We start from the raw sequence: 26,744 nt of genomic DNA on the forward strand, positions 1-26,744 counted from the left end.
CAGCGCCCAGCGCCCAGCGCCCAGCGCCCAGCGCCCAGCGCCCAGCGCCCAGCGCCCAGCGCCCAGCGCCCAGCGCCCAGCGCCCAGCGCCCAGCGCCCAGCGCCCAGCGCCCAGCGCCCAGCGCCTTCCTACGCCTTCGCGTATATATCCCGCTCCCCCAGCCAGCGATCAATAATCGCCTGGGCGTTTTGCGGGTAGCGTTCATGGATATGGCGGGCGATGTGCTGCACTTCCGGGATAAGGCGCTGGTCACGTACCAGGTCGGCGATTTTAAAATCGGCCAGACCGGTCTGTTTGGTGCCCAGCAGTTCACCGGGGCCGCGGATTTCCAGGTCGCGCTGGGCGATCACAAAGCCGTCGTTGCTTTCACGCAGTACGCCAAGGCGTTTCTGGGCGGTGTTGGAGAGTGGCGCGTGGTAGAGCAGCACACAGTGGCTGGCGACTGAGCCCCGGCCAACCCGGCCGCGCAGCTGATGCAGCTGAGCCAGACCCAGACGCTCCGGGTTTTCGATGATCATCAGGCTGGAGTTGGGCACATCTACCCCGACTTCGATCACTGTGGTCGCTACCAGAAGGTGCAGCTCATTGTTTTTAAACTGCGCCATGATCTCCTGCTTCTCAGCCGGTTTCATTCGTCCGTGTACCAGGCCAATCTTCAGTTCCGGCAGTTGCAGCTTCAGCTCTTCAGCGGTGATTTCTGCTGCCTGGGCTTCCAGCACTTCCGACTCATCAATCAGGGTACAGACCCAGTAGGCCTGCTTGCCGTCGAGACAGGCGCTGCGCACCCGGTCGATCACATCTTTGCGGCGGGTATCGGGAATAGCGACTGTTTGAATTGGGGTACGGCCTGGTGGCAGTTCGTCGATAACCGAAGTTTCGAGATCCGCATAGGCGGTCATCGCCAGAGTCCTTGGGATCGGCGTAGCGGTCATTATCAGCTGATGCGGGAAAGCCCCCTGTTTAATGCCTTTTTCGCGCAGGGTAAGGCGCTGGTGGACACCAAAGCGGTGCTGCTCATCGATGATGACCAGAGAAAGGTGGTCAAACTCTACCTGTTCCTGGAACAGGGCGTGAGTGCCGACCACCATTTTGGCTTCGCCGGATTTTATCCGCGCCAGTTCGGCCTCGCGGGCTTTGCCTTTCAGCTTTCCTGCCAGCCAGCCGACCTGGATGGGCTCCCCGCCCATGCTCAGTTTTTCAAACCAGCCGGCAAAGTTGAGCGCGTGCTGCTCGGCCAGCAGTTCGGTCGGTGCCATCAGGGCGACCTGATAACCGTGTTCAATCGCCTGTACCGCCGCCAGTGCTGCCACCAGGGTTTTGCCGGAGCCTACATCGCCCTGTACCAGCCGCATCATAGGGTGCGGTTTGGCAAGATCGGTCTCAATTTCTGCAACGACCCGCTGCTGGGCACCGGTCGGTGAGAAAGGCAGCTGAGCCAGCAGCTGTTGTTTCAGGTTGTCCATATAAGGCAGTGGCAGGGCACTGTCGAGCTGGCCCTTGCTGCGTACCGCCAGCATGGAGAGGTTTTGTGCCAGCAGCTCTTCGATGATCAGCCGCCGCTGCGCCGGGTGGTCGCCACGCTCAAAGGCTTCCAGGTCTATCTGCGGAGAAGGGCGGTGGATGATGTGCAGCGCCTGATTCATGCTCATCTGATGATCGTACATCCCCGATGGCAGCAGCTCCTGAACTGCCGCTTTGTCCAGCAGAGCCAGAGCCTGGTCGGTCAGGCTGCGAAGGGTCAGCTGGCGCAGTCCATCTGTGGTTGGGTAGACCGGAGTCAGGCTGGCTTCGGTATCGACCGGCTGCTGAGAGGTAAAAAACTTGTATTCCGGGTGGATGATCTCCAGCCCGATCCCGCCGCGTTTTATTTCACCATAGGCGTGCACCAGTCTTCCCTGGGAGAAGTTGTTTTTCATCGCGGCGGTAAAATTAAAGAAACGCAGGGTAATGGTGCCATTGCCGTCACTGATCTTTACCGTCAGCATCTTGCGCTTACCAAAAATGGTGTCGACCGCCATCACTTTGCCCTGCACAGCACACCACAGGCCCGGGTGCAGTTTCACCATAGGATAGATGCGGGTGCGGTCTTCATAACGAAGCGGCAGGTGAAAAAGCAGATCCTGGACCGTGTTCAGCCCGACTTTTGCCAGCTTCTCCGCCACTTTGGCGCCGACACCGGACAGCTCGGTCAGTGGAATGGCAGAGAGAAGTTGGGACATGGTTATTTCCTCGGGCTGATTATGGGCTAAATAGCTAGTTTGAGAGGAAAAAGCCGGATGTGCAAGACTTACGGGTGTGATGGTGCCTGACTAAACGTGTCCGGTCAGTTGCCCGCCTGAAGATCCTGGCATTTTGTTTATCCGCTCGCAATACGACAGCGGCGTTATGGCAACTCTGCAGCCATTATTCAGACGCATACCAAAAAAAAGCAATGACATTCAGGAAAAATAGCCATGCTGCACTGTTCGTGAATTAGTATGAGAGCATTGTTGAATTAAGGCTTTATATGATGTTGGTTAAGTAATATGTCAGTTACGGAATCTGTGTTTTCATTTAATGTTGCTGATTGCTCAGCGAATTCCTCAAAAATAAGCAGTGACGAAAATTGGATATCCTGGTCTCATACTTTAGCATGGGATTATGATGATAATGCCAGAGTGTCTTCTGTTCCAGCCATGATGCGGAGAAGAATGAGTAATCTGAGTAAGTTGTCAGTCCAGGTTGCGGCGGAGTTATTAAGCCGTAATGATGTCGACTATCTGGTTTTTTCAAGCCGGCACGGTGAGTTACACCGAAGCGTTAAATTACTGGAAGATATAATTCGGGGAGAGGAATTATCCCCCATATTTTTTTCTCAGTCTGTGCATAATACTGCGGCCGGACTCACCACTATCGCCACCAAAAAAGCACTTCCCTTAACCTCGGTGTCTGCAGGAACCAACACCTTCTTCAGTGCGTTGACAGAAGCATGGCTCTACCTGGCTGAGAACCCACAGCACAAGGTGTTGCTGGTGGACTTTGATGAGCCGGTTCCGGAGGCTTACAGCCATTATGAATCAGAGGATTACCATGACTATGCGTTTGGTCTGGTGTTGTCGCAGGGTGAGCAGTTTACGGTGCGGCACTGTGGGTTACCGGATGAGGTGAGCTGCCTCACTCAGGGACTGGAGTTTTTGAGAAATTACTTGTCAGGGCAGAGGGAGTGGAGACTTTCATCATCCGATCACGGCTGGGTTTTTCGCAGGAAAGGTGTCTGACTGATAAATTAAACACTCAAGTCTGGAACGGTAAATATCAGGGTGTTTATTTTGTTTTTGCTGGTCTTTCTCGCAAAAAATAATTCCATGCTATTTTTTGTTCTTTTTAAAGCTTACCTGAAAAGATAGAGTTTCAGACACGAAAAAAGTTGTCTTAATTGATGTAAGTAACAGAAAGGTACTCTGATGAATAAATTGCATGATGAAATAAAGGTTCTGATTATTGAGTCATTAAACCTTGAAGATATGACCATTGAAGATATTGATACCGATGCGCCTTTATTCGGTGATGGCCTGGGACTGGATTCTATTGATGCTTTGGAATTAGGTCTGGCGCTAAAGAAACAGTACCAGGTGAATATTGATGGTGACGATGCGAATACTCAGCAATATTTTTCGTCGGTTGCCAGTCTGGCGAAATACATATCGTCTCAGACTGAAGAGTAAACCGACAGTTATTTCCGGCCAGTTTACAGGATGTGACATTGGAAAATTGTTGTTCAGGAGGGGTATTTTCGCTCCGCAGGCCACCTGAGTCTGTTGTGGCGTTTGATACCCGGGCATCGATGAGCTGGACTCAGTTTCAGCGGGACGTAAGCAGCACCTTTGATGCGCTTGTCGATACCGGCGCTGAGAGGGTCGCGCTCTGCTTTGACAGCAGCTACCTGTTTTGTGTGGGGCTGCTCGCCTGCTGTTATGCCCACAAAAAGCTCGTTATACCGGGGAACTGCCAGCCACAGGCTTTGCAGGAACTCGCCCCGGCTTTTGACCTGATGCTGTGTGACGGGATGGTGCCGGCATTAAGCGGGATTAAACAGCTGCCCGTTTCAGCATCCGGTCAGGGAAAAATCAATCACTGGCCGCGGCTGGACAGCCAGTCGGTGTCACTCACCCTGTTTACTTCCGGTTCCAGTGGCGATCCCAAGCCTGTCGTTAAGTCCCTGTATCAGCTGGAGTCTGAGGTCAGAATTCTGGAACAGTTGTGGGGAGAAAGACTGCGGGGGACAAGGGTGGAGAGTACGGTTTCTCATCAGCACATTTATGGCCTGCTGTTTCGGGTGCTTTGGCCTCTGTTGTCAGGGCGCGCGTTTTCGGTGGTCAATCTTGAGTTTCCTGAGCAGTTACTTTCTCACGCCAGCGATGACCTGGTGTTGATCAGCAGTCCCGCTCTGCTCAAGCGGCTTGGTGAAGGTAAAAGTGCTTTACCGCTCCGGAGTGTTTTTTCATCCGGTGGCCCATTGTCAAAAAATGCCGCAGAGCAAACCAAAGCCTGCCTTGGGGTGTATCCGTTTGAAGTCTTTGGCAGTACAGAAACCGGCGGTATCGCTTATCGTCAGCAGAAGAAAGCGTCACAGCCATGGAACTTGCTTCCCGGTGTGGACGCCAGGCAGAACGAAGAAAACTGCCTTCGGGTAAAGGCGGTGCACATTAATGGCAGTGAGTGGTATCAGACGGCGGATGAGTGCTGTTTCCGGGACGAAACCCGTTTTGAACTGCTTGGGCGCACAGACCGGATTGTAAAAATCGAAGAGAAACGCGTCTCCCTGGTCGAGACAGAAAAACGCCTCGACCAGCTGGAGTGGATTGCCGAGAGTGCAGTGATCCCGGTGCAGGAATCCCGGCTGGTGCTGTATGCGGTCATCGTGCTCACTTCTGAAGGAGTGAATGTAATGCAGCAAACCGGAAGGGGTAAGTTCTGGCTGTTGCTGAGAAAGCAGCTTAAGAACTGGCTTGAACCCGCCGCCATTCCCCGCAGGTTCAGGGTGGTTGAGGAAGTCCCGCTTAACAGTCAGGGAAAGCGGCAGGTCGCCGTGATTGAGCAACTGTTTAACCAGGAGAGCTGAGCTAATGGATAAGCGAAAACCGGCCGTAGTGAGTTCCCGAATTGAGGACCATAAAGCGGTACTCAGCCTTCATGTCGATGAGGATATTGCCGACTTTAATGGTCACTTTGAGGGCTTTCCCATTTTGCCGGGAGTGACTCAGATTGACTGGGCGGTTTACTTCGCCACGGCCTGTCTGGGCGTATCCGGTGCATTTGGCGGGATGGAAGTGATTAAGTTCCAGCAGCCAATATTGCCGGATGCTGATGTTGAACTGGAGCTCGGCTGGGATGAGGCCAGGGAGAAGCTGAGCTTCAGGTATTACTCGGCCGGTGGTGCGGTGCATTCATCGGGGCGGATTCTGCTCAGTCCTGTGAAAGATAACGTAACTAATTTGAACCAGAGTGATGATTGAGATGGAAATGGATAATCAAACCAGTATTACTTTTGGCGCCGGTCGTCTTTGTATTGAAGATGTGGTCGCAATTGCAAACGGTGCTAACGCATCCCTGAACAGTTCCGCTGATTTCGTTGACAAAATTGAGCGGGGTGTGGCTTTTCTGGAGGACCTTCTTAAGGAAGAAGGGGTCATTTACGGGGTGACGACCGGCTATGGTGACTCCTGTACGGTGGCTATTCCTCCCGCTCTGGTTGACGAACTTCCGTTGCACCTGACCCGTTTTCATGGCTGTGGACTGGGAGACGATCTCTCTCATCAACAGGCCAGGGCGGTGCTGGCGACCCGTTTGTGCTCATTATCGCAGGGTGTATCCGGGGTGACTTCTCAGTTGTTGTCGCAAATTGTCACCCTGATCAATCACGATATTGCTCCCCGTATTCCCCAGGAAGGCTCGGTTGGTGCCAGCGGGGATCTGACACCGCTCTCCTATCTGGCGGCAGCGCTTATCGGTGAGCGGGAGGTGTTGTACAAAGGCGAAACCCGCGCTACCCGGGAACTGTTTGACGAACTGGGTATCAGACCGATTCAGCTCCGGCCAAAAGAGGGCCTGGCGCTGATGAATGGCACATCAGTGATGACGGCTCTGGCTTGTCTGGCATACAAGCGGGCTGAGTATCTCGCGCAGATTTGCACCAAAATTACTGCCCTGGTATCGGTTGGTATTCAGGGCAATGATTTTCACTTTGATGAGGCGCTGTTTGCGGTGAAGCCGCACCCGGGTCAGCAGCAGATCGCCAGCTGGTTGCGTGATGATCTTAAGGCGGAGCGCCCGCCGGGCAACAGTGACCGTCTTCAGGACCGTTATTCACTGCGCTGTGCTCCCCATGTGATCGGTACCGTGCAGGACTCACTGCCCTGGGTGAGGCAGCTTATTGAAAACGAACTCAACAGCGCCAATGACAATCCGATTATTGACGGGGATAACCGGCGGGTGCTCCACGGTGGTCATTTCTATGGCGGTCATATTGCCATGGCAATGGATACGCTTAAAACCGGAATCGCCAATCTGGCCGACCTGCTCGACCGGCAGATGGCTCAGCTGATGGATTACAAGTTTAACAATGGCCTGCCGTTTAACCTGACCGGAGCAGAGGGGGAACGCAAGCCCATCAACCACGGCTTTAAAGCGGTACAGATAGGGATTTCTGCCTGGACCGCCGAAGCGCTCAAACACACCATGCCGGCGAGTGTGTTTTCCCGCTCAACCGAGTGCCACAACCAGGACAAAGTCAGCATGGGTACTATTGCTGCCCGGGACTGTATCCGGGTGCTGGAGCTGACCGAGCAGGTCGCAGCCGCATCACTGCTGGCCAGTGTTCAGGCGCTGGAGATCCGTCGCCGTCAGAATGAGCTGGATGAGCGTGACATGAGTGGCGGCCTGAAAGCGATTCGTGATGCGGTGCTCAGCGACTTTGACTTTATTACCGAAGACCGGCCACTTGAAGCCGATCTGCGCTGCTTTGTCAGCCATATTCAGCAGCGCCACTGGACGCTTTATCCGGAGAGTGAGTGATGGCCGGGGAGGAATACCCGCTGGAAACCGGGGTGACTCTGGTCACCTCATTCCAGGATGCCGATCCTATGGGGGTGGTTTATCACGGGAACTACTTTCGTTTTTTTGAGGAAGCGCGCCGGGTGCTGATGGAAAAAATCCGTTATGGATACCGGGAAATGCAGGACTCCGGCTTTTTGTGGCCTGTGATTGATACCCGGGTTAAGTACATCAAAGCCATTCCCTATAACCACGAAATACGGGTGACGGCACGGCTTACCGAGTGGGAAAACCGGCTCCGGGTGGATTACGTCATTTATGACGCCGGAACGGGAGAGAGGATGTGCCGGGCGCATACCTGCCAGGTTGCCGTCAGGCAGGATACACAGAAGATGTGTCTGGCTTCTCCGAAAGTGTTTCTCAGCAAAGTGGAGTGGTGGCACAAGACCGGTGGCCGGGTTCCGTTACAGCAGGCGATGAAGCCGTTAGGCGCTGTCAGTACAACTTAATTTTTGATTTCTCACAGGTAGTAACTATGTCTGTATCCGATATCTCATCAACAGATGCGTCAGCACCACATAACTCTCCGGTCTATATCAGGGCCTGTGGTTTTCATTCCGCTATGGGAGAAGACCATGATCAGATCCATCGCTGCCTGTCCGGAGAGCTGCTATCCAACATGACTGAAGAGCATGACATACTCAACAGCGGTAGTTCGACGGTCACTGGCCGGGTCAAAGAGTCCCTGCCTGCGGTTCCTGAGCATTTGAGCCGCTTTGACAGCCGTAATAATCGTCTGGCGCTGTCTGCGCTTAGGCAGATTGAAGCTGAAGTCGCTGATGCCGTTGAGAAGTACGGTGCCAGCCGGGTGGCGGTGATCATCGGGACCAGTACTTCCGGAATAGCAGAAGGAGAGGCTGCTCTGAGGATCAGGCAGGATACCGGCGCGTTCCCCGAAGATTACCACTATTCGAAGCAGGAGCTTGGCAATCCCAGCGAATTCATTGCTGCTTACTTTGGGATGTCCGGGCCCTGTTATGGGATTTCTACCGCCTGCTCGTCCAGTGGACGGGTGTTTATTACCGCTCAGCGCCTGTTGAAAAGCGGACTGGCCGATGCAGTATTGGTTGGTGGGGCTGACAGTCTCTGTGGCCTGACTCTGAATGGATTTAACGGTCTTGAAGCACTGTCCGGGCATTTGTGTCGGCCTTTCAGTGAGAAGCGCAGCGGGATCAATATTGGTGAAGCGGCGGCGTTTATGCTGCTGAGCCGGGAAGTGTCAGATATCGCCCTGCTCGGGGCGGGCGACAGCTCTGATGCCCACCATATCTCTGCGCCTCACCCGGAAGGAAATGGCGCGGAGCAGGCGATGAGAAAAGCGCTTAAAAACGCGGGTCTGACTGCGCAGGATATTGGTTATATCAACGCGCATGGCACCGCAACCCCGCTTAACGACAGCATGGAGAGCCGGGCCATCAGCCGGGTGTTCGGGACGCAGGCTCCGGTCAGTTCCACCAAGCCCCTGACCGGACATACGCTTGGCGCGGCCAGTGCAGTGGAGGCGGCTATCGCCTGGCACATTCTGAGCTATAACCTGGAGCTGCCCAGGCAGCGTTGCCAGGATAAAGCCGCGGACATACAGATAGCGCTGGTGGAAGAGCCGCAGCGGCTCAACGGAAAAGCCATTTTGAGTAACTCCTTCGCTTTTGGCGGTAATAATATCAGCCTGATTTTTGGATACCCCCATGACTGACTATCCTTCCGTTTCTGAATTTCTGCCTCACGATAAGCCCATGATCCTGATCGACCGGATGCTGGATGTGCAGGAAAAAAGTGTTCATTGTCAGGCGGATATTTCCGCCGCAAACCTGTTTTATGATCCGTTGAGCCGGACGGTTCCGGCCTATACCGGAGTTGAGATGATGGCGCAGTCCGTGGCGGCCTGGTCCGGTTATCACGCCAGGCAGCGGAGCAGTGCGCCGCAGGTGGGCTTTTTACTTGGCAGCCGCCGCTACAGAGCGGAGTGTGATCATTTTGAGAAGGACCAGCGGCTTGATATCTATGCCGAACAGGTGCTGGAAGACAAGGGAATGGCGGTATTTAACGCCCGGATTCAGTCTGGTCAGCAGGTGCTGGCGACGTGTCAGCTTAATGTGTTTGTGCCGCCAAAAGAGAAACTGAAAACAATGACAGGCAGGAGCCAGTAATGAGCCAGCAGGTATTGGTAACCGGGGCCAGCAAGGGGATCGGCAGGGCAACCGCGATCCAGCTGGCAAAAGAGGGTTTTACGGTTGTGGTCCACTATATGGGCGACAAGCAGGGCGCGCAGGCGACGCTGGATACGATAGAACAGGAAGGCGGCTTTGGTCGCCTGATCCGGTTTGATATCAGTGACCGTGATGAATGCAGATATGCACTGGATGCCGATATTGAGGCAAACGGGGCATATTACGGAGTGGTGAACAACGCCGGGATCACCCGGGATACAGCTTTTCCTGCCATGACGGCTGAGCAGTGGGATGGTGTTATCCATACCAATCTGGACAGTTTTTACAATGTCCTCCATCCCTGCGTGATGCCTATGGTCAGAAGCAGAAAGGGAGGGCGGATCATCACTCTCGCTTCAGTATCCGGCCTGATGGGTAACCGGGGACAGACCAACTACAGCGCTGCCAAAGGCGGGGTGATCGCGGCAACCAAATCACTGGCACTCGAACTGGCCAAACGCCGGATCACGGTCAACTGCGTGGCTCCGGGGCTGATTGATACCGGTATGATCGATGAGCATGTTAAAGAACATGCCCTGCCACAGGTGCCGATGGGCCGGATGGGGGAGCCGGAAGAGGTCGCCGGGCTGGTCAGTTACCTGATGTCAGACTCGGCGGCTTACGTGACCCGCCAGGTGATTTCGGTCAATGGCGGGTTGATATGATGGTGCTGTGGTTCTGTGGTTCTGTGGTTCTGTGGTTCTGTGGTTCTATGGTTCTGTGGTTCTGTGGTTCTGTGGTTCTATGGTTCTATGGTTCTATGGTTCTATGGTTCTATGGTTCTATGGTTCTATGGTTCTATGGTGCTATGGTGCTATGGTGCTATGGTGCTATGGTGCTATGGTGCTATGGTGCTATGGTGCTATGGTGCTATGGTGGGGTTGTCTCTCAACAGGACCACAGAACCACAGCACCGCTCTAACCGCTCTTATTTCCTCTGCATCTCTGCCCACCACTGCTCTTCAGCGACGATCTGACCTTCGTCATCCAGTGGAGGATAAGGCAGGCCTTTGCGTTTGGCGACTTTGGCCAGTACCGGGTGGCCGCGTTCGAACAGGACGCGGTGGATGTACTCTTCAGGCAGGGACGAAGTCTCTTTGTCGTACATACCGGCAAGCTGACGCTGGCGCTGGGCTTCAAACAGAATAAGCGCGCTGGCAACAGAAACGTTCAGCGACTGCACCATGCCAACCATAGGGATGATGATATCCTGGTCTGCCAGGCTCAGGGCGTGTTTGGAAATACCGTGTTTTTCACCGCCGAGAATGATGGCGGTCGGCTTTGTGTAGTCGATTTCGCGAAAATCGACTGCTGTGTCGGACAGGTTGGTCGCCAGGATCTGCATGCCCTGGGATTTTAACTCGCCAACTGCAGCGTCGATGCTGTTGTGGGTATCTACTTCCACCCAGTTACGTGCGCCGGCTGAGGTGTGGCCCAGCATGCGCATTTTGTCGTCCGGCCATACGGCGTGAACTTTGTGTACACCAGCGGCGTCAGCACTGCGGACGATTGCCGAGACGTTATTGGCTTTGTGGACTTCTTCCAGGCACAGGGTCAGGTCCGGCTGGCGGGCTTTTAAAACGGTCTGGATTCGTTGGTAGCGTTCAGGATTCATAATCGTATAAAAAAATCCCGGCTTTCGCCGGGATTGCAGTTAGTGTTTACGGCGACGGACCTTGGTGACCTGGGTCATTACGCGGATGCGCTTCATAATGCCGGCTAGGTGTACCCGGTCTTTTGTGGTGAGCATCACAGTCACGGTGTAGAGACGACCGTCTTTTTCTTCGGTCGAAATGCCGTGGATGTTAGAGCCGGTCTGCGAAATCACATTAGTCAGTGCCGCCAGGGCACCCTGGTGATTCTGCATATCGATCTTCAGCTCGGTGATGAACTCCTGGTCATAATCATCTGACCATTCCACCGCCATATATTTATCCGGTTCTTTCTGGTAACCGCGTACGTTCGGACAGGTCTCGCGGTGTACCACCAGGCCACGGCCAGGTGAAACGTGGGCGATAATATGGTCGTCCGGGATCGGGTGACAACAGTTGGCGAATGTCAGCAGAATACCTTCAGCGCCGCGGATAGGCAGACGTTTCTTCTTACTGGTTTCATCCTGACTTTCTGTTTCGGTCAGCTCGTCCGCATCACCCAGCAGGCGGCGGGCGATCACGATACTCATCAGTTCGCCAAGGCCGATAGCGGCCAGCAGATCGTCCATCGAGTCGATCTTGAGCTCGCCCAGCACATGCTCAATGTTTTCCTGGCTGACATCTGAAATAGACAGTTCACCCAGCGCGTGGTTAAGCAGACGGCGGCCAAGGGTGATCGACTCTTCACGGCGCATGGTTTTCAGCACCTGACGGATCTTGGTGCGTGCGCGTGAAGTCACCACATAGTTCAGCCATGCAGCGTTCGGGCGGGCACCCGGGGCGCTGATGATCTCAATCGTCTGGCCGTTTTTCAGCGCCTTGCTCAGCGGGTACGGATTACGGTCAACCCGGGCACCAACACAGCTGTTACCCACATCGGTATGCACCGCGTAAGCGAAATCGACCGCAGTCGCGCCGACCGGCAGTTCGACGATGCGCCCTTTCGGGGTAAAGACGTAGATCTCATCCGGGAACAGATCAGATTTTACGTTCTCGATAAATTCGAACGAGTTACCTGCGCTCTGCTGAAGCTCCAGCAGGCTCTGCATCCAGCGCTGGGCTTTCACCTGAGCGGTGGTGCCGGATTTCTCACCATTGGCTTTGTACGACCAGTGAGCCGCGACACCTTTGTCTGCCATCTGGTCCATATCTTCGGTACGGATCTGCACTTCTACCGGTACCCCGTGAGGGCCAACCATAGAGGTGTGCAGTGACTGATAGCCGTTGGCTTTCGGCACCGCGATATAGTCTTTCATCTTGCCCGGTTTTGGCTTGTACAGGCCGTGGATCTGGCCCAGTACCCGGTAGCAGGTATCGGCGGTATCGACGACAACGCGGAACGCGTAGATGTCCATAATGGTGTGGAAACGCTGCTCTTTGGTTTTCATCTTGTTGTAGATGGAGAACAGGTTTTTCTCACGGCCGAAGACGCGCGCGGTCAGCCCGGTTTCTTCCAGGCGGCCTGCGATCTCACCCTGAATCCGCTGGATGATCTCTTTACGGTTACCACGGGCGGCCTTGACCACCTCTTTGAGTACCCGGTAGCGATTGGGGTAGAGGGCCTCAAAGCCCAGCTCTTCGAGCTCGACCTTGATGTTATGGATACCCAGGCGGTGCGCCAGCGGTGCGTAAATTTCCAGGGTTTCACGGGCGATACGGCGCTTTTTGTCCGGACGCAGCGCGCCAAGGGTGCGCATGTTGTGGGTCCGGTCGGCGAGTTTGATCAGGATAACGCGGATATCCTGCACCATTGCCAGCACCATTTTGCGGAAGTTTTCCGCCTGAGCTTCTTTCCGGTCACGGAATTTCAGTTTGTCCAGCTTAGAGACGCCGTCAACCAGCTCGGCGACGGTGGAACCAAACTGAGCTTCCAGCTCTTCTTTGGTGGTTTCCGTATCTTCAATCACGTCGTGCAGCAGTGCAGCCATCAGGGTTTCCTGATCGAGGCGCATTTCCGCCAGGATGCGGGCTACGGCGACGGGATGGATAATGTATGGTTCACCCGTAGAACGGGTTTGCCCTTCATGGGCATCTCTTGCTACCACATAAGATTGACGCAGAGCCTCAATTTGAGGCTCTGTTAGGTATTCCTGGGCAACGTCTTTAAGGCTTTCGAAAAGATACAAAGTTCAGGCCCGAAGTGTTGTGCTGAATGATCGTCTGAATTAACGGCTGTGGGCAATGCTGCTCACTGCAGCCAGTTCAGCAGCTTCTTGTTCCTGCTGCTCCTGGCGCTCACGTGCGTCCAGAACTTCTTTAGTGATAAGGCCTTCTTCGATCTCGCGCAGAGCGATAACAGTTGGCTTATCGTTCTCTTCAGGCACAAGTGAATCTTTGCCGCCAGTTTGCATTTGACGAGCGCGGCGAGCCGCAATAAGAACCAGGTCGAAACGGTTGCCAACTTTTTCAACAGCGTCTTGAACAGTTACGCGTGCCATGAGGACTCCAATTAGTTACAAAAAATTAGTATGACGAGAAATTATACAGGCTAAAGGCTTATTCTGCCAATAGGCTGGTAAGCATGCTGGTGTATTTAGCAGCCTGCTTGTCCTGCTTCAGTCGCTCAGCGCGAAGGATAGCTTTAAAATCGACGGTCGCGGTATCGAAATCGTCGTTCACGATCACATAGTCATATTCATCATAGTGTGAAATTTCTGACTGTGCTTCGCTCATGCGTTTTGCAATCACCGCTTCGCTGTCCTGACCGCGGGCGTTCAGACGACGCTCCAGCTCTTCTTTCGAAGGCGGCAGGATAAAGATGCTCTTAGCCAGTGGCATCTGCTTGCGGATCTGCTGCGCACCCTGCCAGTCGATATCGAGGAAGATGTCGATGCCTTTTTCAAGGTTCTCTTCGATCCACGGGCGCGAAGTACCGTAGTAGTTACCGAACACTTCAGCGTATTCCAGGAATGCACCCTGTTCGATAAGTTCTTCAAACTTGTCTTTGCTGACGAAGTGGTAGTGGACCCCGTCTTCTTCACCCGGACGCATGCCACGGGTAGTGTGGGATACCGACACTTTCATAGCGTAAGTCGGGTTCTTTTCCAGCAGCGCTGAAATAAGACTGGATTTACCTGCGCCACTCGGTGCAGAGACGATATATAAAGTACCTTTGCCCATGATAGTTCCGCTTGTGGTATGACTGTCTTTGCCTGCCAGACACTGGCATGCAGAGAAGGATGTGCATAAAAAATGGGGCGAAAGGATAGCATTTTTTATATGCGATGGACAATCATAAAAAAGGGAGCCGAAGCTCCCTTTGAAACAGAACAGCTGAGTTATGACTCAGGAAAAATCGACGGCAGATTGCGGTAGTCGGTGGTTTTTCCCTGGAACAGCAGCTGCTGGGTCAGGCTGTTAAAGTCCCGGCCCTGCTGATAGAGCGGCTGAACCCACTCTTCAGAGCAGTCGGCTTTGTGCAGTTTGATCGTGTTCTCACCTATGGTGTAGCAACGCTGCAGTGAGCCATCGAGTGAATCAATCGTCACCAGGTGGCGGTTGTTGACCCAGAAAAACAGGCTGCCGTCTGAGAAGCTGGTACGGTAGTTTTCATGCTCCTGCAGCATCGACTGGCCGGTAAACCATGGGGCACTGCCGCCCATCCAGTCCAGAATTGTTGCGCCGATATCACGCTGTGAAACCGCAGCATCAATATGTTTGGCCGGAACGCTGCCGTCGGTAGCGTACATCAAAAATGGGATTGAGTTTTTCGCCAGATTTGGTTCGACGATTTTTGCCGTGTGATCGGACATCAGTACGATCAGGGTTGGTTTACTCAGGCGGCCTTTCAGGTTTTCAAGAAACTTGTGTAAGTCCCGGTCTGCGTGATGCAGTATGCTGGCCCTCAGCTCTGGTATGTTTTCTCTGCCGAACTCGTACTCGTCCTGCTCCGGAAGGTAGGTGCCATGAGTTGTGCCGGTGTTGATCATCATAAAGAACGGACGGTCAGGGTTTTGGGCCTGCATCTCATCAATATGCTCCAGTGAGAACTTATAGATATCACCATCCATGTATCCCCACTCGTTCATAAAACCGTCAAAGCGATAGTCTGTCTTGCCGTAGGACTCGGTAAAGCCCAGCGTCTGAGCAAATGCCCCTACGATACCTTTGCCGCTTCCCTGAACAAAGCGGGTATCCCAGCCACGGTCTTTCAGCATCTGAGGCAGGCAGTAGTAGTGATTGTTCTGCAGCTGAGTGCTTGGCACGATGCCACCGTTCGGATTCGGAAATGAACACATACTGGCAAACATTCCCTGTACGGTACGATAACCGTCCGCGTACATAGAGTGTGACGTCAGTGAGGACTTTCGAATCTGGTCAAAGTATGGGGTTGCATTGATATCTGAGCCGTAGCTCTGCATATCAATAGATACCCAGCTTTCCAGTAGTACAAATATGATGTTGGCATCTTTCAGGTTGGCCAGCTGTGCGGGTGCATCGGGCTGACTTTGCAGTTCATCCGTCAGGTTTTGGCTTGCCGGGTGCGTGATGTTTGAGGCCGCCTTTCTGCTGCCATTGGCAAGATAATAGGTAATGCTGTAAGGGGCGCTCCATGCAACATAAGCTTTGTCGTTATCACCGATTTTGTAAGCACTCATCGGTGATTGTGGCGCATCCATCCAGCCCCCGCGGACAGCGGTGACAGTCAGAAGCAGCCAGACAAAAGCAATGCCGGCAAATCTGAGTGGGTGGGCTTTGCGTTCTTTTTGCTTATTAAACCGGATCTTTTTTATAGCAAACACTGACGCAACAAAAACGCCCAGTCCCAGCAGCAGGAAGTTCCAGTAAACAACGAAAGCCGTGCGGATAAGCTCGATCTCTGTATCCTGCGCAGTGAATAACTCAAATGTCACGTGCTTTCTGGCATCTTCTGCGTAAATCGCATCTGACATTGTGGTACCGACAATCCATAACGCAGATACGATCATTAAAGCTTTTATCAGCTTTTCGCCATGCCACCGGGTGTAATAGGAGCAGAGAACAAAAAGAATGATCGGTGCCGAAACAGCCGCCGCTGTGGTAGCGTCGAATCTTAGCCCGTAAAGCAGGCCATAGAGTCCGTTTGCAGACAGGAGTGACAGGCTTGCTGCATCTCCGGCAGCCAGGAACACTATCTTACTGATTAAAGCTACAGCCAGTAATGGTAAAAATATTTTGGTAAGATTCGACAACATAACAACAACTTACTTAATAATTACTCGATGTTCTGGATTTGTTCGCGCATCTGCTCGATAAGCACTTTCAGTTCAACGCCTGATGCCGTGATATCGGTACTGATAGACTTTGACGCCAGGGTGTTCGACTCACGGTTGAACTCCTGCATCATGAAGTCCAGACGACGGCCTACGGCTCCGCCTTTTTTCAGGATAGCTTTGGTCTCTTTCACGTGAGAGTCAAGGCGGTCCAGTTCTTCGGCTACGTCAGACTTTTGTGCCAGCAGGATCAGTTCCTGCTCTACGCGGCCGCTGTCGAGCTCGATTGACGCTTCTTCAAACTTACCCAGCAGGCGCTCGCGTTGCCATTCCAGAATTTCTGGCATACGCGCACGTACTTTGACCACTTCTTCTGTAATAGATTCCAGGCGCTGTTCAATCAGGGCTTTCATGTTGTCGCCTTCGCGTCCGCGGGCGGCGATAAACTCATCCAGTGCTTCATTAAAAGCTTCCAGCAGGGCCTTGTTGATACCATCCATATCCTGTTCAGGTGTTTCCATCACACCCGGCCACTGCATTACCTGGAATGGGTTAATGTTGCCTTCACCCGTGGTTTCTTTTACCCATTTGGCGGCATTGATCACCTGTTTTGCCAGGTTTTCATTGATCTTCAGCTCAGACTGAGCGGCCGGGTTGGCTTCAAAGCGCAATGCACATTCAACTTTGCCGCGCGCCAGGCGCTTACGGAAACGCTCACGCAGAACCGGCTCCAGGCTGCGAAACTGCTCAGGCATACGGAAGTAAGTTTCCAGGTAGCGCTGATTTACTGAACGGATTTCCCATACCGCGCTGCCCCAGTCAGCTTTGATTTCTTTACGCGCATAAGCTGTCATGCTGTAGATCATGAACCGATTCCTTAAATTGGTGAATTTTTAGCTGGCGGTATGGTAGCACAGGAGAGGAAAGGGTGACGAGACTATAGATGCGAGATAAGAGGTGCGAGATGCGAGATAAGGGAAAAGAGAAAAGAGAAAAGAGAAAAGAGAAAAGAGAGATAGAGGGCCTGGGTTGACGCTGTCTCGCCTCTTTAATCTCGTCCCTCGCATCTCCCCGTTTGTTCCGTTATAATCCCCGACCAACTAATTTCCACAACTTCAGGAATTACCATGCGACCAGGCGAGCGTAGCGCAGAACAAGTGCGCCCAATTAAAATTACCCGCAATTACACTGCTTATGCGGAAGGCTCCGTATTGGTTGAGTTTGGTAATACCAAAGTGTTGTGTAATGCCAGCGTAGAAGAAAATGTGCCACGCTGGCTGAAAGGTCAGGGCAGAGGCTGGGTTACCGCTGAGTATGGCATGCTGCCACGCGCAACTCATTCCCGTAACCGTCGTGAAGCGGCGAGCGGTAAGCAGGGCGGCCGTACCATGGAAATCCAGCGCCTGATCGCCCGCAGCCTGCGTGCCGTGGTTGACCTGGAAGCCATGGGTGAAATCATGGTAACTGTAGACTGTGATGTTATTCAGGCTGACGGCGGTACCCGTACCGCTTCTATCTCCGGCGCCAGCGTTGCTATGGCCGATGCCTTTAACTGGCTGGTAGAGCAGGGCAAGCTGAAAGCTAACCCAATGAAAGGCCATGTTGCCGCAGTATCTGTGGGTATTGTTGACGGCGAAGCGCTTTGTGACCTTGAGTACACCGAAGACTCTGCCGCTGAGACGGATATGAATGTGGTGATGACCGAAGACTTCCGTATGATCGAAGTGCAGGGCACCGCAGAAGGTGTGCCATTCAGCCACGAGGAACTGCTCGAAATGCTGGCCTTGGCAAAATCGGGGATCGGCTCCATCGTTGAAGCGCAGAAATCCGCGTTAGATAATTGATTTGATAAATAGCTCCTTTTTTAAAGGAGCTATTTTTTTATATGGGCCAATGGGAATTGGCGGTTGCGTGGTTCGTGGGCGCTTCGCTTCGTGGTTCGCGGAGGAGAGCGCTGAAACGGGGAAGCGTTGTCTGAGAATCTGTTTGACACCGTAATCCTGACATCTCAGGTTTTCGTACCACGTACCACTTAAGCACTAACTGTTGAGAGAGAAAAATGAAGACATACCAGCGTGAATTTATTGAGTTTGCACTTGAGAAAGAAGTACTGAAATTTGGTGAGTTTACTTTGAAATCAGGCCGTAAGAGCCCTTACTTTTTTAACGCTGGACTGTTTAATACCGGCCGCGACCTGGCGCGCCTGGGGCGTTTTTACGCAGCAGCACTGGCTGATTCAGGTATTGAGTTTGACGTACTGTTTGGCCCTGCTTACAAAGGTATCCCAATTGCGACAACCACAGCAGTAGCACTGGCAGACCATCACGATATTGATACGCCTTACTGCTTTAACCGTAAAGAAGCAAAAGATCACGGTGAAGGTGGTAACCTGGTGGGCAGCGCGCTTGAAGGCCGCATTATGCTGGTGGATGACGTGATCACAGCAGGTACCGCGATTCGTGAGTCGATGGAAATCATCAAAGCTAACGGCGCAGACCTGGCTGGCGTACTGGTTGCGATTGACCGTCAGGAAAAAGGTAAAGGCGAGCTGTCTGCGATTCAGGAAGTGGAGCGTGACTTTGGCTGTGCGGTGATTTCTATTGTCAGCCTGACTGACCTGATCACTTACCTGGAAGAGAAAGGCGGTAACCCGGAACAGCTGGAAGCGGTTAAGGCTTATCGTGCGGAGTATGGGATTTAATTCTTAGGTCCTGGGAGCGCTTCGCTTCGGGGTTCTGGATTCTGGGGGAGTTTGTTGAAACTGCTTTGACGTAAGTGGAATTTTTGGACTTGACGGCAACGGTAGTATAAATGAGCCTGCATGCAGAACCCAGAACCCAGAACCCAGAACCCAGAACCCAGAACCCAGAACCCAGAACCCAGAACCCAGAACCCAGAACCCAGAACCCGTTTAATCGTTATAAAGCCTTCCCCGATCACTCCCGTCATGCATAGTCTTAAACCGGCGGTGCATCCACATATACTGATTCATTCCGCGCAGGATGACTTTCTCAATCGCTTTGTTCATCACAATTGCAGCGCCTTCCGGGTCTTTACGAGGGAAGTTTGCGCTGATGTCATTGTCGATTTCGAGGCAGTACTGGTTACCAGAGCGAATGCTCGAAGCGGTTATTACAGCACACTTACCCATATCAACAAGGAAACCTGTTCCTGATGGGGTGCAGGCTTTGTCATAAGCAAAGAAAGGGACATATACCGAGTTGGTGCTGCCGTAATCCTGATCCGGCAGATACCACAGGCGGCCACCATTTCTCAGAACTTTTACCATGCCGCGTACGTCTTCACGGTCGACCATCTGGTTGCCAAAGCGGGTACGCCCCCAGTTCTGGATAAAGTCGATGGCTTTGTTCTCATGCGGACGATAAACGCCATAGCCAGGCGCAAACAGCGCAAAAGCCCGGGCGGTGATTTCCAGGTTCAGCATGTGAGTACATACCACCAGTACACCTTTGCCCTGTTCCTCAAGATCAAGCATATGTTGCTTGTTTTTGAAGTCGATTAAGCGCTTAAAACGCCAGGTTGGCCAGAACCAGGCGATGCCGGTTTCAAACAGAGCCAGACCGGAGTTTTTGTACACTTCATCCGTGATGCGCTGCTTTTCCTCATCCTTCATGTCCGGAAAGCTGAGCTCCAGATTTTTGTGGATGATTTTTGCCCTGCGCTTAACCAGTGGAGCCAGCGCTTTGCCCAGCCCACGGCCGAGGCGCTTCAGAACCGGGTACGGAAGAATGGTGACAATCAGTGCCAGAAGCCCAAAGCCGAACCACACCACCCAGTATCTTGGGTGGAGAAGTGCTTTGCTGAATTTTACGGTCTCAAATTGGAGCATATTACTGAATCTGCGCACTCAACAGTGCCCAGTATTCCTCAAAGTTTTCTGTAGGTTGGTATTTAAAGTCAGAACGCACAAAGCGGTTCAGGCTGCCTTCCACCTGGCCCAGCAGCTGAGCAGCGAGAATGCGCTCGTCAACCGGGAAGGATTTGCCCTCTCGGATTTTACGCTCACGCAGGATCTGGCGCAGCTGGGTTTCAATGCGTTCAAACAGCTGGTTGATGCGCTCACGCAGGCGCTCGTTTTCAAACATCAGTGCGTGACCGGACAGGATGCGGGTCAGGCCCGGGTTGCGTTCAGAGAAAGCCAGAATAAGCTGCATCACAAGGCGGATACGGTTCAGGGTGTCTTTCTCTTCATCCAGGATACGGTTGATACGCGACATCAGGGACTCTTCGATAAACTCGATCAGCCCTTCGAACATGCGCGCCTTACTCGGGAAGTGACGATAGAGCGCCGCTTCAGAAACCCCGACCTGTTTGGCCAGCTTCGCCGTGGTAATACGGGATGCGCCTTCGGCAGACTCCAGCATATGCGCCAGCGCCTGCAGTATTTCTTCACGACGGTTGGATTTTCTTGGCCCTGCCATTTTCGTTAATTCCTTGTTTTGCAGCGTCTATTTTTGTTGGGGTGCATTTTAACTCTGGTAGTGGTGTGAGGCCAGTGCCCAGGATTAAAAATGGGGGGTGGATGAGGCGCTGGGCTCTGGGCTCTGGGCACTAGGCTCTGGGGGCGCGTGTTGTGAATACCGTATTGATTCTCAACATGCTCATTGACGCTAAGTCATGCCCTCTATATCTTGCAGCACCCAGCACCCAGCACCCAGCACCCAGCACCCAGAACTATCAGTTCTCGACCTTTAGTCGCTTCCCGATTTCTTCCATCACCGCTTTGCCAAGCTCGGCCTTACTCGCCAGCGGCAGGGCTTTGTCGCCGTCTTTCCAGTAGAGGTGCAGGGCGTTGTCGCTGCTGTTGAAGCCCTGGCCTGCTACGGATACATCGTTGGCGCAGATCATATCCAGGTTCTTACGCGCCAGTTTTCCGCGGGCGTAGGTTTCCACGTCCTGGGTTTCTGCGGCGAAACCGACCGTGAACGGGCGGTTTTCTGTGAGAGCGGCGACAGAGGCGATGATGTCCGGGTTTTTAACCATTTCGATGGTCATCTGATCGCTGTCGTCGGTTTTCTTGATCTTCTGCTCTGCCACGCTGGCAGGGCGGTAATCGGCGACAGCGGCGCAGCCAATGAATATATCGCTCTGTGGGGCGTGTTCCATGGCGGCCTGATGCATCTGCTCTGCGCTTTCCACGTTGACGCGGGTGACGTTTGCTGGCGTGGTCAGGCTGACCGGGCCGCTGATAAGGGTGACTTTGGCACCGAGTTCCGCTGCGGCCTGAGCGAGGGCAAAGCCCATTTTGCCCGAGCTGTGGTTGCTGATAAAGCGAACCGGGTCAACCGCTTCACGGGTCGGGCCCGCGGTAATCACGACAGACTGACCCTGCATCGTTTTTGGCCGGAAAAAAGCCTCGCAGTGGCCGACCAGTTGCATCGGTTCAAGCATCCGGCCTTTGCCGATGTCACCGCACGCCTGTTCGCCTGAAGCCGGGCCCCAGATGATAAAGCCACGTCTTGCCAGGGTCGCGATATTCTCCTGAGTGGCCACGTTGGCATACATTTGCTGGTTCATGGCAGGAGATACCGCAACCGGAGAATCCGTTGCCAGTACCAGGGTCGACAACAGGTCGTTACCCATACCAGCGGCCATTCTGGCAATCAGGTCTGCGGTGGCCGGAGTCAGCAAGACAAGGTCTGCCCATTTTGCCAGCTCTATATGGCCCATAGAGGCTTCAGCTGCCGGATCAAACAGGCTGTCAGATACCGGGTGGCCGGATACCGCCTGCATGGTCAGTGGGGTAATAAATTCTTTGGCCGAAGCGGTCATCACAACCCGCACTTCAGCGCCGCGCTCGATCAGGCGGCGGGTCAGGTCTGCACATTTATAAGCGGCAATACCGCCGCTGATGCCAAGAAGGAGCTTCTTGCCAGCCAGTGTTTGCATCATAGGTATCTCCCAAAAATCTGCCGCTTAATGTACCACATTTTGCTTTTTCAATTACCCCAAAAGCTGCCTGGGTCAAAGGATGGGGAATTGGTATGGCAGCGAGTACCAAAAACCGTGACTGTCTCACAGACACAGATTTATTGAGCTGGATGATATTAATAAAACAATCACAACCATAGCCGAAGGCTTTGTTTTTCGGCGTATTAAATGGAGAGCACTATGAGTTTTTCGCTTAAAAGCCGGACCAAACTGCAGTTACTGACCGTGATCCCACTGGTGGTGCTGACCTCCCTGGTCAGCCTGGTTTATTACTGGAACGGGATTGATGCCCTTGAGAATGAGCTGGAGGATTACCGCCAGCAGTTGCTTGATACGCGTAAAAAAGAGCTGAAAGCGTATCTGATGATGGGCGTTACGGCGGTGAAATCGCTGCATGATGCAGACCAGAACGGAGAGAATAAAGCCCGGGCGAAAGAGCTGCTGAAAGCGATGCGTTTTGAAAAGGATGGCTACTTCTTTGCGTATGATTCGAAAGGGGTAAACACCCTGCACGCGATTAAGCCTCAGCTTGAGGGGAAAAACCTTTACGGGCTGAAAGATGAGAATGGTGTGGCGGTTATCGCCGGGCTGATTAATGCAGCTAAAAACGGCGATGGCTTCCTGAATTTCTCCTGGCACAAGCCATCAATTGATGCTCAGGCGCCGAAACTGGGCTATGCCGAATACCTGCCAAAGTGGGACTGGACACTGGGTACCGGTATCTATATTGATGATATCGACCACCAGATAGCCGCTTTCAGGACCGCCCGCGAGCAGGATCTGAATGAACATACTCTTTCAGCGGCAGGCATCTCATTTGGCGGACTGGTTATGACCATTCTCCTGGTCAGTTATTTTGCAGGTAAAGGCATCGCACCTCTCCAGCACGTGGTTGCCTCACTGAAAGATGTAGCCGCTGGTGGCGGCGATCTGACGACCCGGCTGAAAGTCGAAAGCCAGGATGAGATCGGTGAAGTGGCGATGGCGTTCAATGATTTTATGGACAAGCTTCAGCCACTGATCAAAGAGATGCAGGACTCGGCGACTGAAGTCATGATGGCGGGCAACAGCCTGGACGAACAGACCAGCATGGCCGCTGGCATGATGCAGAACCACAGTATGGAGACCGACAAGATTGTTGCGGCCGTCACTGAAATGAGCGCAACCGCCCGTGAAGTAGCGAATAACACCCACGCGACGTCTCAGGCGATTGAATCGGCCAACGGCCAGATTAACGAAGCGCAGCGTGAAGTCTCTGACGCTATTGATGGCATTGGAGTTCTGGTGTCGGAAGTGAACACTACCTCTGAAGCGATTCAGGAGCTGAGCGAGCAGACAGAGCGCATCACCAAAGTGCTGGATGTGATTGGTGAAATCGCAGAGCAGACCAACCTGCTGGCGCTGAACGCTGCGATTGAAGCCGCGCGCGCCGGTGAGCAGGGGCGTGGATTTGCCGTGGTAGCGGATGAGGTTCGCTCTCTGGCAAGCCGCACCCAGAACAGCACCCAGGAAATTGGCGATATGCTTAAATCGCTGCACAGCCGCGTGAGCCGCGCGGTAGATACCATGGCAAGCAGCCAGGAGCGGGGCGAGCAGACGGCGCTGGAATCGGTGCAGATTAAAGAGAGCCTTGCGGCGATTCAGCAGGCCATCGGCACAATCCACGATATGGGCATTCAGACCGCAACCGCAGCAGAGCAGCAGAGTGCAGTTGCAGAAGACATCAACCAGAACCTTGTACATATTCAGCAGATCGTTAATGAGCTCAGTGATACAGCCGGTCAGTCAGCCTCGGTCAGCGGCCAGCTGGTGGCCTCAGGTGGGCAGATGGGAGCGGTTGTGGGCCACTTTAAAGTTTAAGCGGGCGAGAAATCTGTCAGTTACATTAACTGACGAGCAGACTCGAAACTCCGGCCGGGGCAGATTGCTGCCCCGGCTTTTTCATGCTGTTAAATAGCGGAAAAACAGACGGAGCCCGTTAATGCCAATTAAATCCCTGCCAGCAGAGTCCATGCCAAGAGAAAAACTGCTCTCTAACGGCCCACAATCTCTTACCAACGCCGAGCTTTTGGCGATTTTTCTTCGCACCGGCACTCAGGGAATGAATGTTCTTGAGCTGTCTGACTATCTGCTGAAAGACTTTGGTTCACTGCGTCAGCTGTTTTCTGCCTCTGAAAATGAGTTCTGCAGTCATAAGGGGCTGGGGCAGGCCAAATACGTTCAGCTTCAGGCCGTACTGGAGATGACTCAGCGCTACCTGGCTGAAACGCTTCAACGCGGTGATGCCCTCACCAGCCCGCAGCACACCCGTCTTTATCTCTCTTCCATATTGCGCGACCGGACCCGGGAAGCCTTCTTTATACTCTACCTCGATAACCAGAACCGGGTGATCAGCGATGAAATCCTGTTCGAGGGCACCATAGACGCCGCCAGCGTCTACCCCCGCGAAGTCGTCAAGCGCGCCCTGCACCACAACGCCGCCGCCCTCATTCTCGCCCATAACCACCCCTCAGGCATCGCAGAGCCGAGCCAGGCAGACCGCCGAATCACCCGCCGCCTGGCAGATGCAGTAGCATTAATAGATGTACGAATTCTGGACCACTTTGTGATTGGTGACGGGGAAGTGGTGTCGTTTGCTGAGAGGGGGTGGATTTGATTACTACGGCTCTGGGCTCTGGGCTCTGGGCGCTAGGCTCTGGGGGAGCTCGCCTGAAGCCAGGCTGTTATCTGGAAATGTGTGGTTGTTGTGAGTCAGAAGGAGAGGGAAGTGGAGTTTGAGAAATTAAAGGTCTGGCAATTGGGGATGTTGATTACGGAGAAGGTCTACCGGGCTTTTTACGGTTGCAGGGATTATGGACTGGCTGATCAGGTGAGGAGAAGCGCTGTTTCTATCCCATCAAATATCGCAGAAGGTTTTGAAAGAGATACGGACAGAGATGCAATGAGATTTTTCTACTACGCAAAAGGATCTGCGGGAGAACTGTTTACTCAGATAAAAATAGCCGCAAGGCTGGGGTACATCGCCGCAGATGAGGCTGAAATGCTGGTAAAAGAAGTTTCCAAACTCAGTGCAATGCTTGCCTCCCTCATACGCTACAGGTCTGCTTAGTAAGGTATTTTTTATGCTCCGGAGCCAGCGTTAGCAACGCCCAGCGCCCAGAGCCCAGAGCCCAGAGCCTTTGTTACCTAAAAAAAGCTTAGCTTTTCCCCAAAATCTGCTATCATCCCCCGCACTAATTTTTGAACCTCAATCAGCTCTGTTAAGCAAAAAGATCACGAAAACCTGCAAAAAGGATCTGTTCGGGTCTTGAGCAATACACGTTAAGTTAGTATAATGCGCGACCTTTGATAGCCTTGTATGGATTTTCCATAACGGTTTTTAACCTCTTATATTTAAGCTTGAGAGGTTCGGCCACCAAGGTTGATATCGAGCTGAAACGATTTGGAGAAGACATTCATGTCCCGAGTATGCCAAGTAACTGGTAAGCGTCCAGTAACGGGTAACAACCGTTCACACGCACGAAATGCTACTAAGCGTCGTTTTCTGCCGAACCTACAAACTCATCGTTTCTGGGTAGAGAGCGAAAAACGTTTTGTTAAACTACGTCTGACTGCTAAAGGCATGCGTATCATCGACAAGAAAGGCATCGATGCTGTTCTTGCTGATATCCGTGCACGTGGCGAAAACGTTTAAGAGGAATTAAGCAATGGCTAAAGGCATTCGTGAGAAAATCCGTCTGGTATCTTCTGCAGGTACTGGTCACTTCTACACAACTGACAAGAACAAGCGCAACATGCCGGGCAAGTTCGAGATCAAGAAATTTGATCCAGTTGTACGTAAGCACGTTATGTACAAAGAAGCGAAAATCAAGTAATTGAATCGCTGCTATGTATTCAAAAACCCAGCTTTTTAGCTGGGTTTTTTTATGCCTGAAATTCAGGCTACAATCGGAAGACATGCAGAAACGGAACAAGCACCGATGAAACTGACCAAGCGCGGCTGGAACAATGTATTGATCTTCGCGATCCTTATTTATATTGCATTGATTAATGCTCCAAAAGTGATCCAGGAATATCTGGTTTCTGAACCAGAACTGCCAGGTGTGCTGAATGCCGCCTTGAGCCCGGTTGCATTACACTTCCCAAACTGGTCCCTCGAAGTTGCAGATGGCCAGTGGCAAAGCACACGCCCGTTGACGGTAGATAGCGTTGAGGCTTCAGAGCGTTGGTTGAGCCTGCAGGGTACACTGGTTGAAGAGGAGACGGTTAAAGAGCTTGGCCTGAACTCTCCCCGCAGTATTGAAATCTGGTACAAAGAGCAGGAAGAGCCCCAGCGCGTGACTTACTATCAGACCCCCCAGTTCTGGCTGTTCAAAAACTGGCAGGGAAACTGGGTCGCGGTGTCGGTGGATAAAGGGTATTTGTTTCCATTCGAGTGAAGAACGGTGCTGTGGTCCTATGGGGAAATCGTGGTGGAATGTGATGAAAACAGGTTGCTTGTTTCAGTGGCTTAGGTATTTTGAACCACAGAACCACAGAACCACAGAACCACAGAACCACAGAACCACAGAACCACAGAACCACAGAACCACAGAACCACAGAACCACAGAACCACAGAACCACAGAACCACAGAACCACAGAACCAC

At 52.9% G+C, this 26,744-nt stretch carries 27 protein-coding genes; 17 read left to right on the forward strand and 10 right to left on the reverse strand.

Annotated features, from left to right (window positions below; genetic code table 11):
- Positions 1–129 precede the first annotated feature (129 nt).
- Positions 130–2,220 (reverse strand): ATP-dependent DNA helicase RecG, encoded by a 2,091-nt coding sequence (gene recG / locus ACVB80_RS23705; protein ID WP_481083746.1) that lies wholly within the window; start codon positions 2,218–2,220, stop codon positions 130–132.
- Between the two features lie 306 nt (positions 2,221–2,526).
- Between recG and ACVB80_RS23710 the strand changes: the two genes are divergently transcribed.
- The 9 genes from ACVB80_RS23710 to fabG all read left to right on the forward strand — a co-directional run bounded on the left by ACVB80_RS23710 (position 2,527) and on the right by fabG (position 9,965).
- Positions 2,527–3,258, forward strand: coding sequence for a beta-ketoacyl synthase chain length factor (locus tag ACVB80_RS23710; RefSeq protein WP_481083747.1), 732 nt, complete (start codon positions 2,527–2,529; stop codon positions 3,256–3,258).
- A 186-nt stretch (positions 3,259–3,444) separates the two neighbouring features.
- A complete protein-coding gene (locus tag ACVB80_RS23715; RefSeq protein WP_481083748.1) occupies positions 3,445–3,705 on the forward strand; it encodes a phosphopantetheine-binding protein in 261 nt (86 codons plus the stop codon).
- 119 nt (positions 3,706–3,824) lie between these two features.
- Positions 3,825–5,102, forward strand: a complete 1,278-nt coding sequence (locus ACVB80_RS23720; protein WP_481083767.1) for an AMP-binding protein — start codon at positions 3,825–3,827, stop codon at positions 5,100–5,102.
- 4 nt (positions 5,103–5,106) lie between these two features.
- Positions 5,107–5,496 (forward strand): ApeI family dehydratase, encoded by a 390-nt coding sequence (locus ACVB80_RS23725; protein ID WP_481083749.1) that lies wholly within the window; start codon positions 5,107–5,109, stop codon positions 5,494–5,496.
- Between the two features lies 1 nt (position 5,497).
- Complete coding sequence (locus ACVB80_RS23730) at positions 5,498–7,054, forward strand: HAL/PAL/TAL family ammonia-lyase (protein ID WP_481083768.1); 1,557 nt, start codon at positions 5,498–5,500, stop codon at positions 7,052–7,054.
- Positions 7,054–7,542, forward strand: a complete 489-nt coding sequence (locus tag ACVB80_RS23735) for an acyl-CoA thioesterase (RefSeq protein ID WP_481083750.1) — start codon at positions 7,054–7,056, stop codon at positions 7,540–7,542. The genes ACVB80_RS23730 and ACVB80_RS23735 overlap by 1 nt, the downstream gene beginning before the upstream one ends.
- 26 nt (positions 7,543–7,568) lie before the next feature.
- Positions 7,569–8,786 (forward strand): beta-ketoacyl-[acyl-carrier-protein] synthase family protein, encoded by a 1,218-nt coding sequence (locus ACVB80_RS23740; protein WP_481083751.1) that lies wholly within the window; start codon positions 7,569–7,571, stop codon positions 8,784–8,786.
- Positions 8,779–9,240, forward strand: a complete 462-nt coding sequence (locus tag ACVB80_RS23745; RefSeq protein ID WP_481083752.1) for a hotdog family protein — start codon at positions 8,779–8,781, stop codon at positions 9,238–9,240. Before ACVB80_RS23740 ends, ACVB80_RS23745 begins: the two co-directional genes overlap by 8 nt.
- Positions 9,240–9,965 carry a 3-oxoacyl-ACP reductase FabG gene (gene fabG / locus ACVB80_RS23750; protein WP_481083753.1) on the forward strand — a complete coding sequence of 242 codons (726 nt, stop codon included), beginning with the start codon at positions 9,240–9,242 and terminating at the stop codon, positions 9,963–9,965. The genes ACVB80_RS23745 and fabG overlap by 1 nt, the downstream gene beginning before the upstream one ends.
- Before the next feature lie 263 nt (positions 9,966–10,228).
- On the opposite strand, the gene trmH is transcribed toward fabG, so the two are convergent.
- The 6 genes from trmH to ACVB80_RS23780 all read right to left on the reverse strand — a co-directional run bounded on the left by trmH (position 10,229) and on the right by ACVB80_RS23780 (position 17,010).
- Positions 10,229–10,915, reverse strand: coding sequence for a tRNA (guanosine(18)-2'-O)-methyltransferase TrmH (trmH, locus tag ACVB80_RS23755; RefSeq protein ID WP_481083754.1), 687 nt, complete (start codon positions 10,913–10,915; stop codon positions 10,229–10,231).
- A gap of 39 nt (positions 10,916–10,954) precedes the next feature.
- Positions 10,955–13,078 (reverse strand): bifunctional GTP diphosphokinase/guanosine-3',5'-bis pyrophosphate 3'-pyrophosphohydrolase, encoded by a 2,124-nt coding sequence (gene spoT, locus ACVB80_RS23760; protein WP_481083755.1) that lies wholly within the window; start codon positions 13,076–13,078, stop codon positions 10,955–10,957.
- A 39-nt stretch (positions 13,079–13,117) separates the two neighbouring features.
- Complete coding sequence (gene rpoZ, locus ACVB80_RS23765) at positions 13,118–13,390, reverse strand: DNA-directed RNA polymerase subunit omega (protein WP_171753509.1); 273 nt, start codon at positions 13,388–13,390, stop codon at positions 13,118–13,120.
- Between the two features lie 58 nt (positions 13,391–13,448).
- Positions 13,449–14,072, reverse strand: a complete 624-nt coding sequence (gene gmk / locus ACVB80_RS23770; protein WP_481083756.1) for a guanylate kinase — start codon at positions 14,070–14,072, stop codon at positions 13,449–13,451.
- A gap of 158 nt (positions 14,073–14,230) precedes the next feature.
- On the reverse strand, positions 14,231–16,126 hold the full coding sequence (locus tag ACVB80_RS23775; protein ID WP_481083757.1) for an LTA synthase family protein: 1,896 nt from the start codon (positions 16,124–16,126) through the stop codon (positions 14,231–14,233).
- Positions 16,127–16,146: 20 nt separating this feature from the next.
- A complete protein-coding gene (locus ACVB80_RS23780) occupies positions 16,147–17,010 on the reverse strand; it encodes a YicC/YloC family endoribonuclease (RefSeq protein WP_481083758.1) in 864 nt (287 codons plus the stop codon).
- Positions 17,011–17,271: 261 nt separating this feature from the next.
- Here ACVB80_RS23780 and rph point away from each other — a divergent pair, with 261 nt between their 5' ends.
- Positions 17,272–17,988: a ribonuclease PH gene (gene rph, locus ACVB80_RS23785; RefSeq protein ID WP_481083759.1), complete on the forward strand. Its 717-nt coding sequence runs from the start codon at positions 17,272–17,274 to the stop codon at positions 17,986–17,988.
- A gap of 215 nt (positions 17,989–18,203) precedes the next feature.
- A complete protein-coding gene (pyrE, locus tag ACVB80_RS23790) occupies positions 18,204–18,845 on the forward strand; it encodes an orotate phosphoribosyltransferase (RefSeq protein ID WP_481083760.1) in 642 nt (213 codons plus the stop codon).
- A 210-nt stretch (positions 18,846–19,055) separates the two neighbouring features.
- Here pyrE and lpxL read toward each other — a convergent pair whose 3' ends face one another.
- From lpxL to coaBC, 3 genes are all read right to left on the reverse strand, one after another.
- The gene (lpxL, locus tag ACVB80_RS23795; protein ID WP_481083761.1) at positions 19,056–19,994 is read right to left on the reverse strand and encodes an LpxL/LpxP family Kdo(2)-lipid IV(A) lauroyl/palmitoleoyl acyltransferase; all 939 of its coding nucleotides are present in this window, start codon (positions 19,992–19,994) and stop codon (positions 19,056–19,058) included.
- Position 19,995: 1 nt separating this feature from the next.
- Positions 19,996–20,586 (reverse strand): nucleoid occlusion factor SlmA, encoded by a 591-nt coding sequence (gene slmA / locus ACVB80_RS23800; RefSeq protein WP_481083762.1) that lies wholly within the window; start codon positions 20,584–20,586, stop codon positions 19,996–19,998.
- A 256-nt stretch (positions 20,587–20,842) separates the two neighbouring features.
- Positions 20,843–22,054 carry a bifunctional phosphopantothenoylcysteine decarboxylase/phosphopantothenate--cysteine ligase CoaBC gene (gene coaBC / locus ACVB80_RS23805; protein ID WP_481083769.1) on the reverse strand — a complete coding sequence of 404 codons (1,212 nt, stop codon included), beginning with the start codon at positions 22,052–22,054 and terminating at the stop codon, positions 20,843–20,845.
- A gap of 222 nt (positions 22,055–22,276) precedes the next feature.
- On the opposite strand from coaBC, the gene ACVB80_RS23810 reads away from it, so the two are divergent.
- From ACVB80_RS23810 to ACVB80_RS23835, 6 genes are all read left to right on the forward strand, one after another.
- The gene (locus ACVB80_RS23810; RefSeq protein ID WP_481083763.1) at positions 22,277–23,956 is read left to right on the forward strand and encodes a methyl-accepting chemotaxis protein; all 1,680 of its coding nucleotides are present in this window, start codon (positions 22,277–22,279) and stop codon (positions 23,954–23,956) included.
- A gap of 121 nt (positions 23,957–24,077) precedes the next feature.
- Complete coding sequence (gene radC, locus ACVB80_RS23815; RefSeq protein ID WP_481083764.1) at positions 24,078–24,752, forward strand: RadC family protein; 675 nt, start codon at positions 24,078–24,080, stop codon at positions 24,750–24,752.
- 111 nt (positions 24,753–24,863) lie between these two features.
- Positions 24,864–25,205, forward strand: coding sequence for a four helix bundle protein (locus ACVB80_RS23820; protein ID WP_481083765.1), 342 nt, complete (start codon positions 24,864–24,866; stop codon positions 25,203–25,205).
- Positions 25,206–25,553: 348 nt separating this feature from the next.
- Entirely contained in the window at positions 25,554–25,790 is a 237-nt protein-coding gene (gene rpmB, locus ACVB80_RS23825; protein WP_021704597.1) for a 50S ribosomal protein L28, read from the forward strand.
- A 13-nt stretch (positions 25,791–25,803) separates the two neighbouring features.
- The gene (rpmG, locus tag ACVB80_RS23830) at positions 25,804–25,971 is read left to right on the forward strand and encodes a 50S ribosomal protein L33 (RefSeq protein ID WP_004405486.1); all 168 of its coding nucleotides are present in this window, start codon (positions 25,804–25,806) and stop codon (positions 25,969–25,971) included.
- Between the two features lie 105 nt (positions 25,972–26,076).
- Positions 26,077–26,535, forward strand: a complete 459-nt coding sequence (locus ACVB80_RS23835; protein ID WP_481083766.1) for a hypothetical protein — start codon at positions 26,077–26,079, stop codon at positions 26,533–26,535.
- Positions 26,536–26,744: the final 209 nt, after the last annotated feature.

It is taken from the genome of Vibrio sp. 9-16B-A1 (assembly GCF_056726165.1).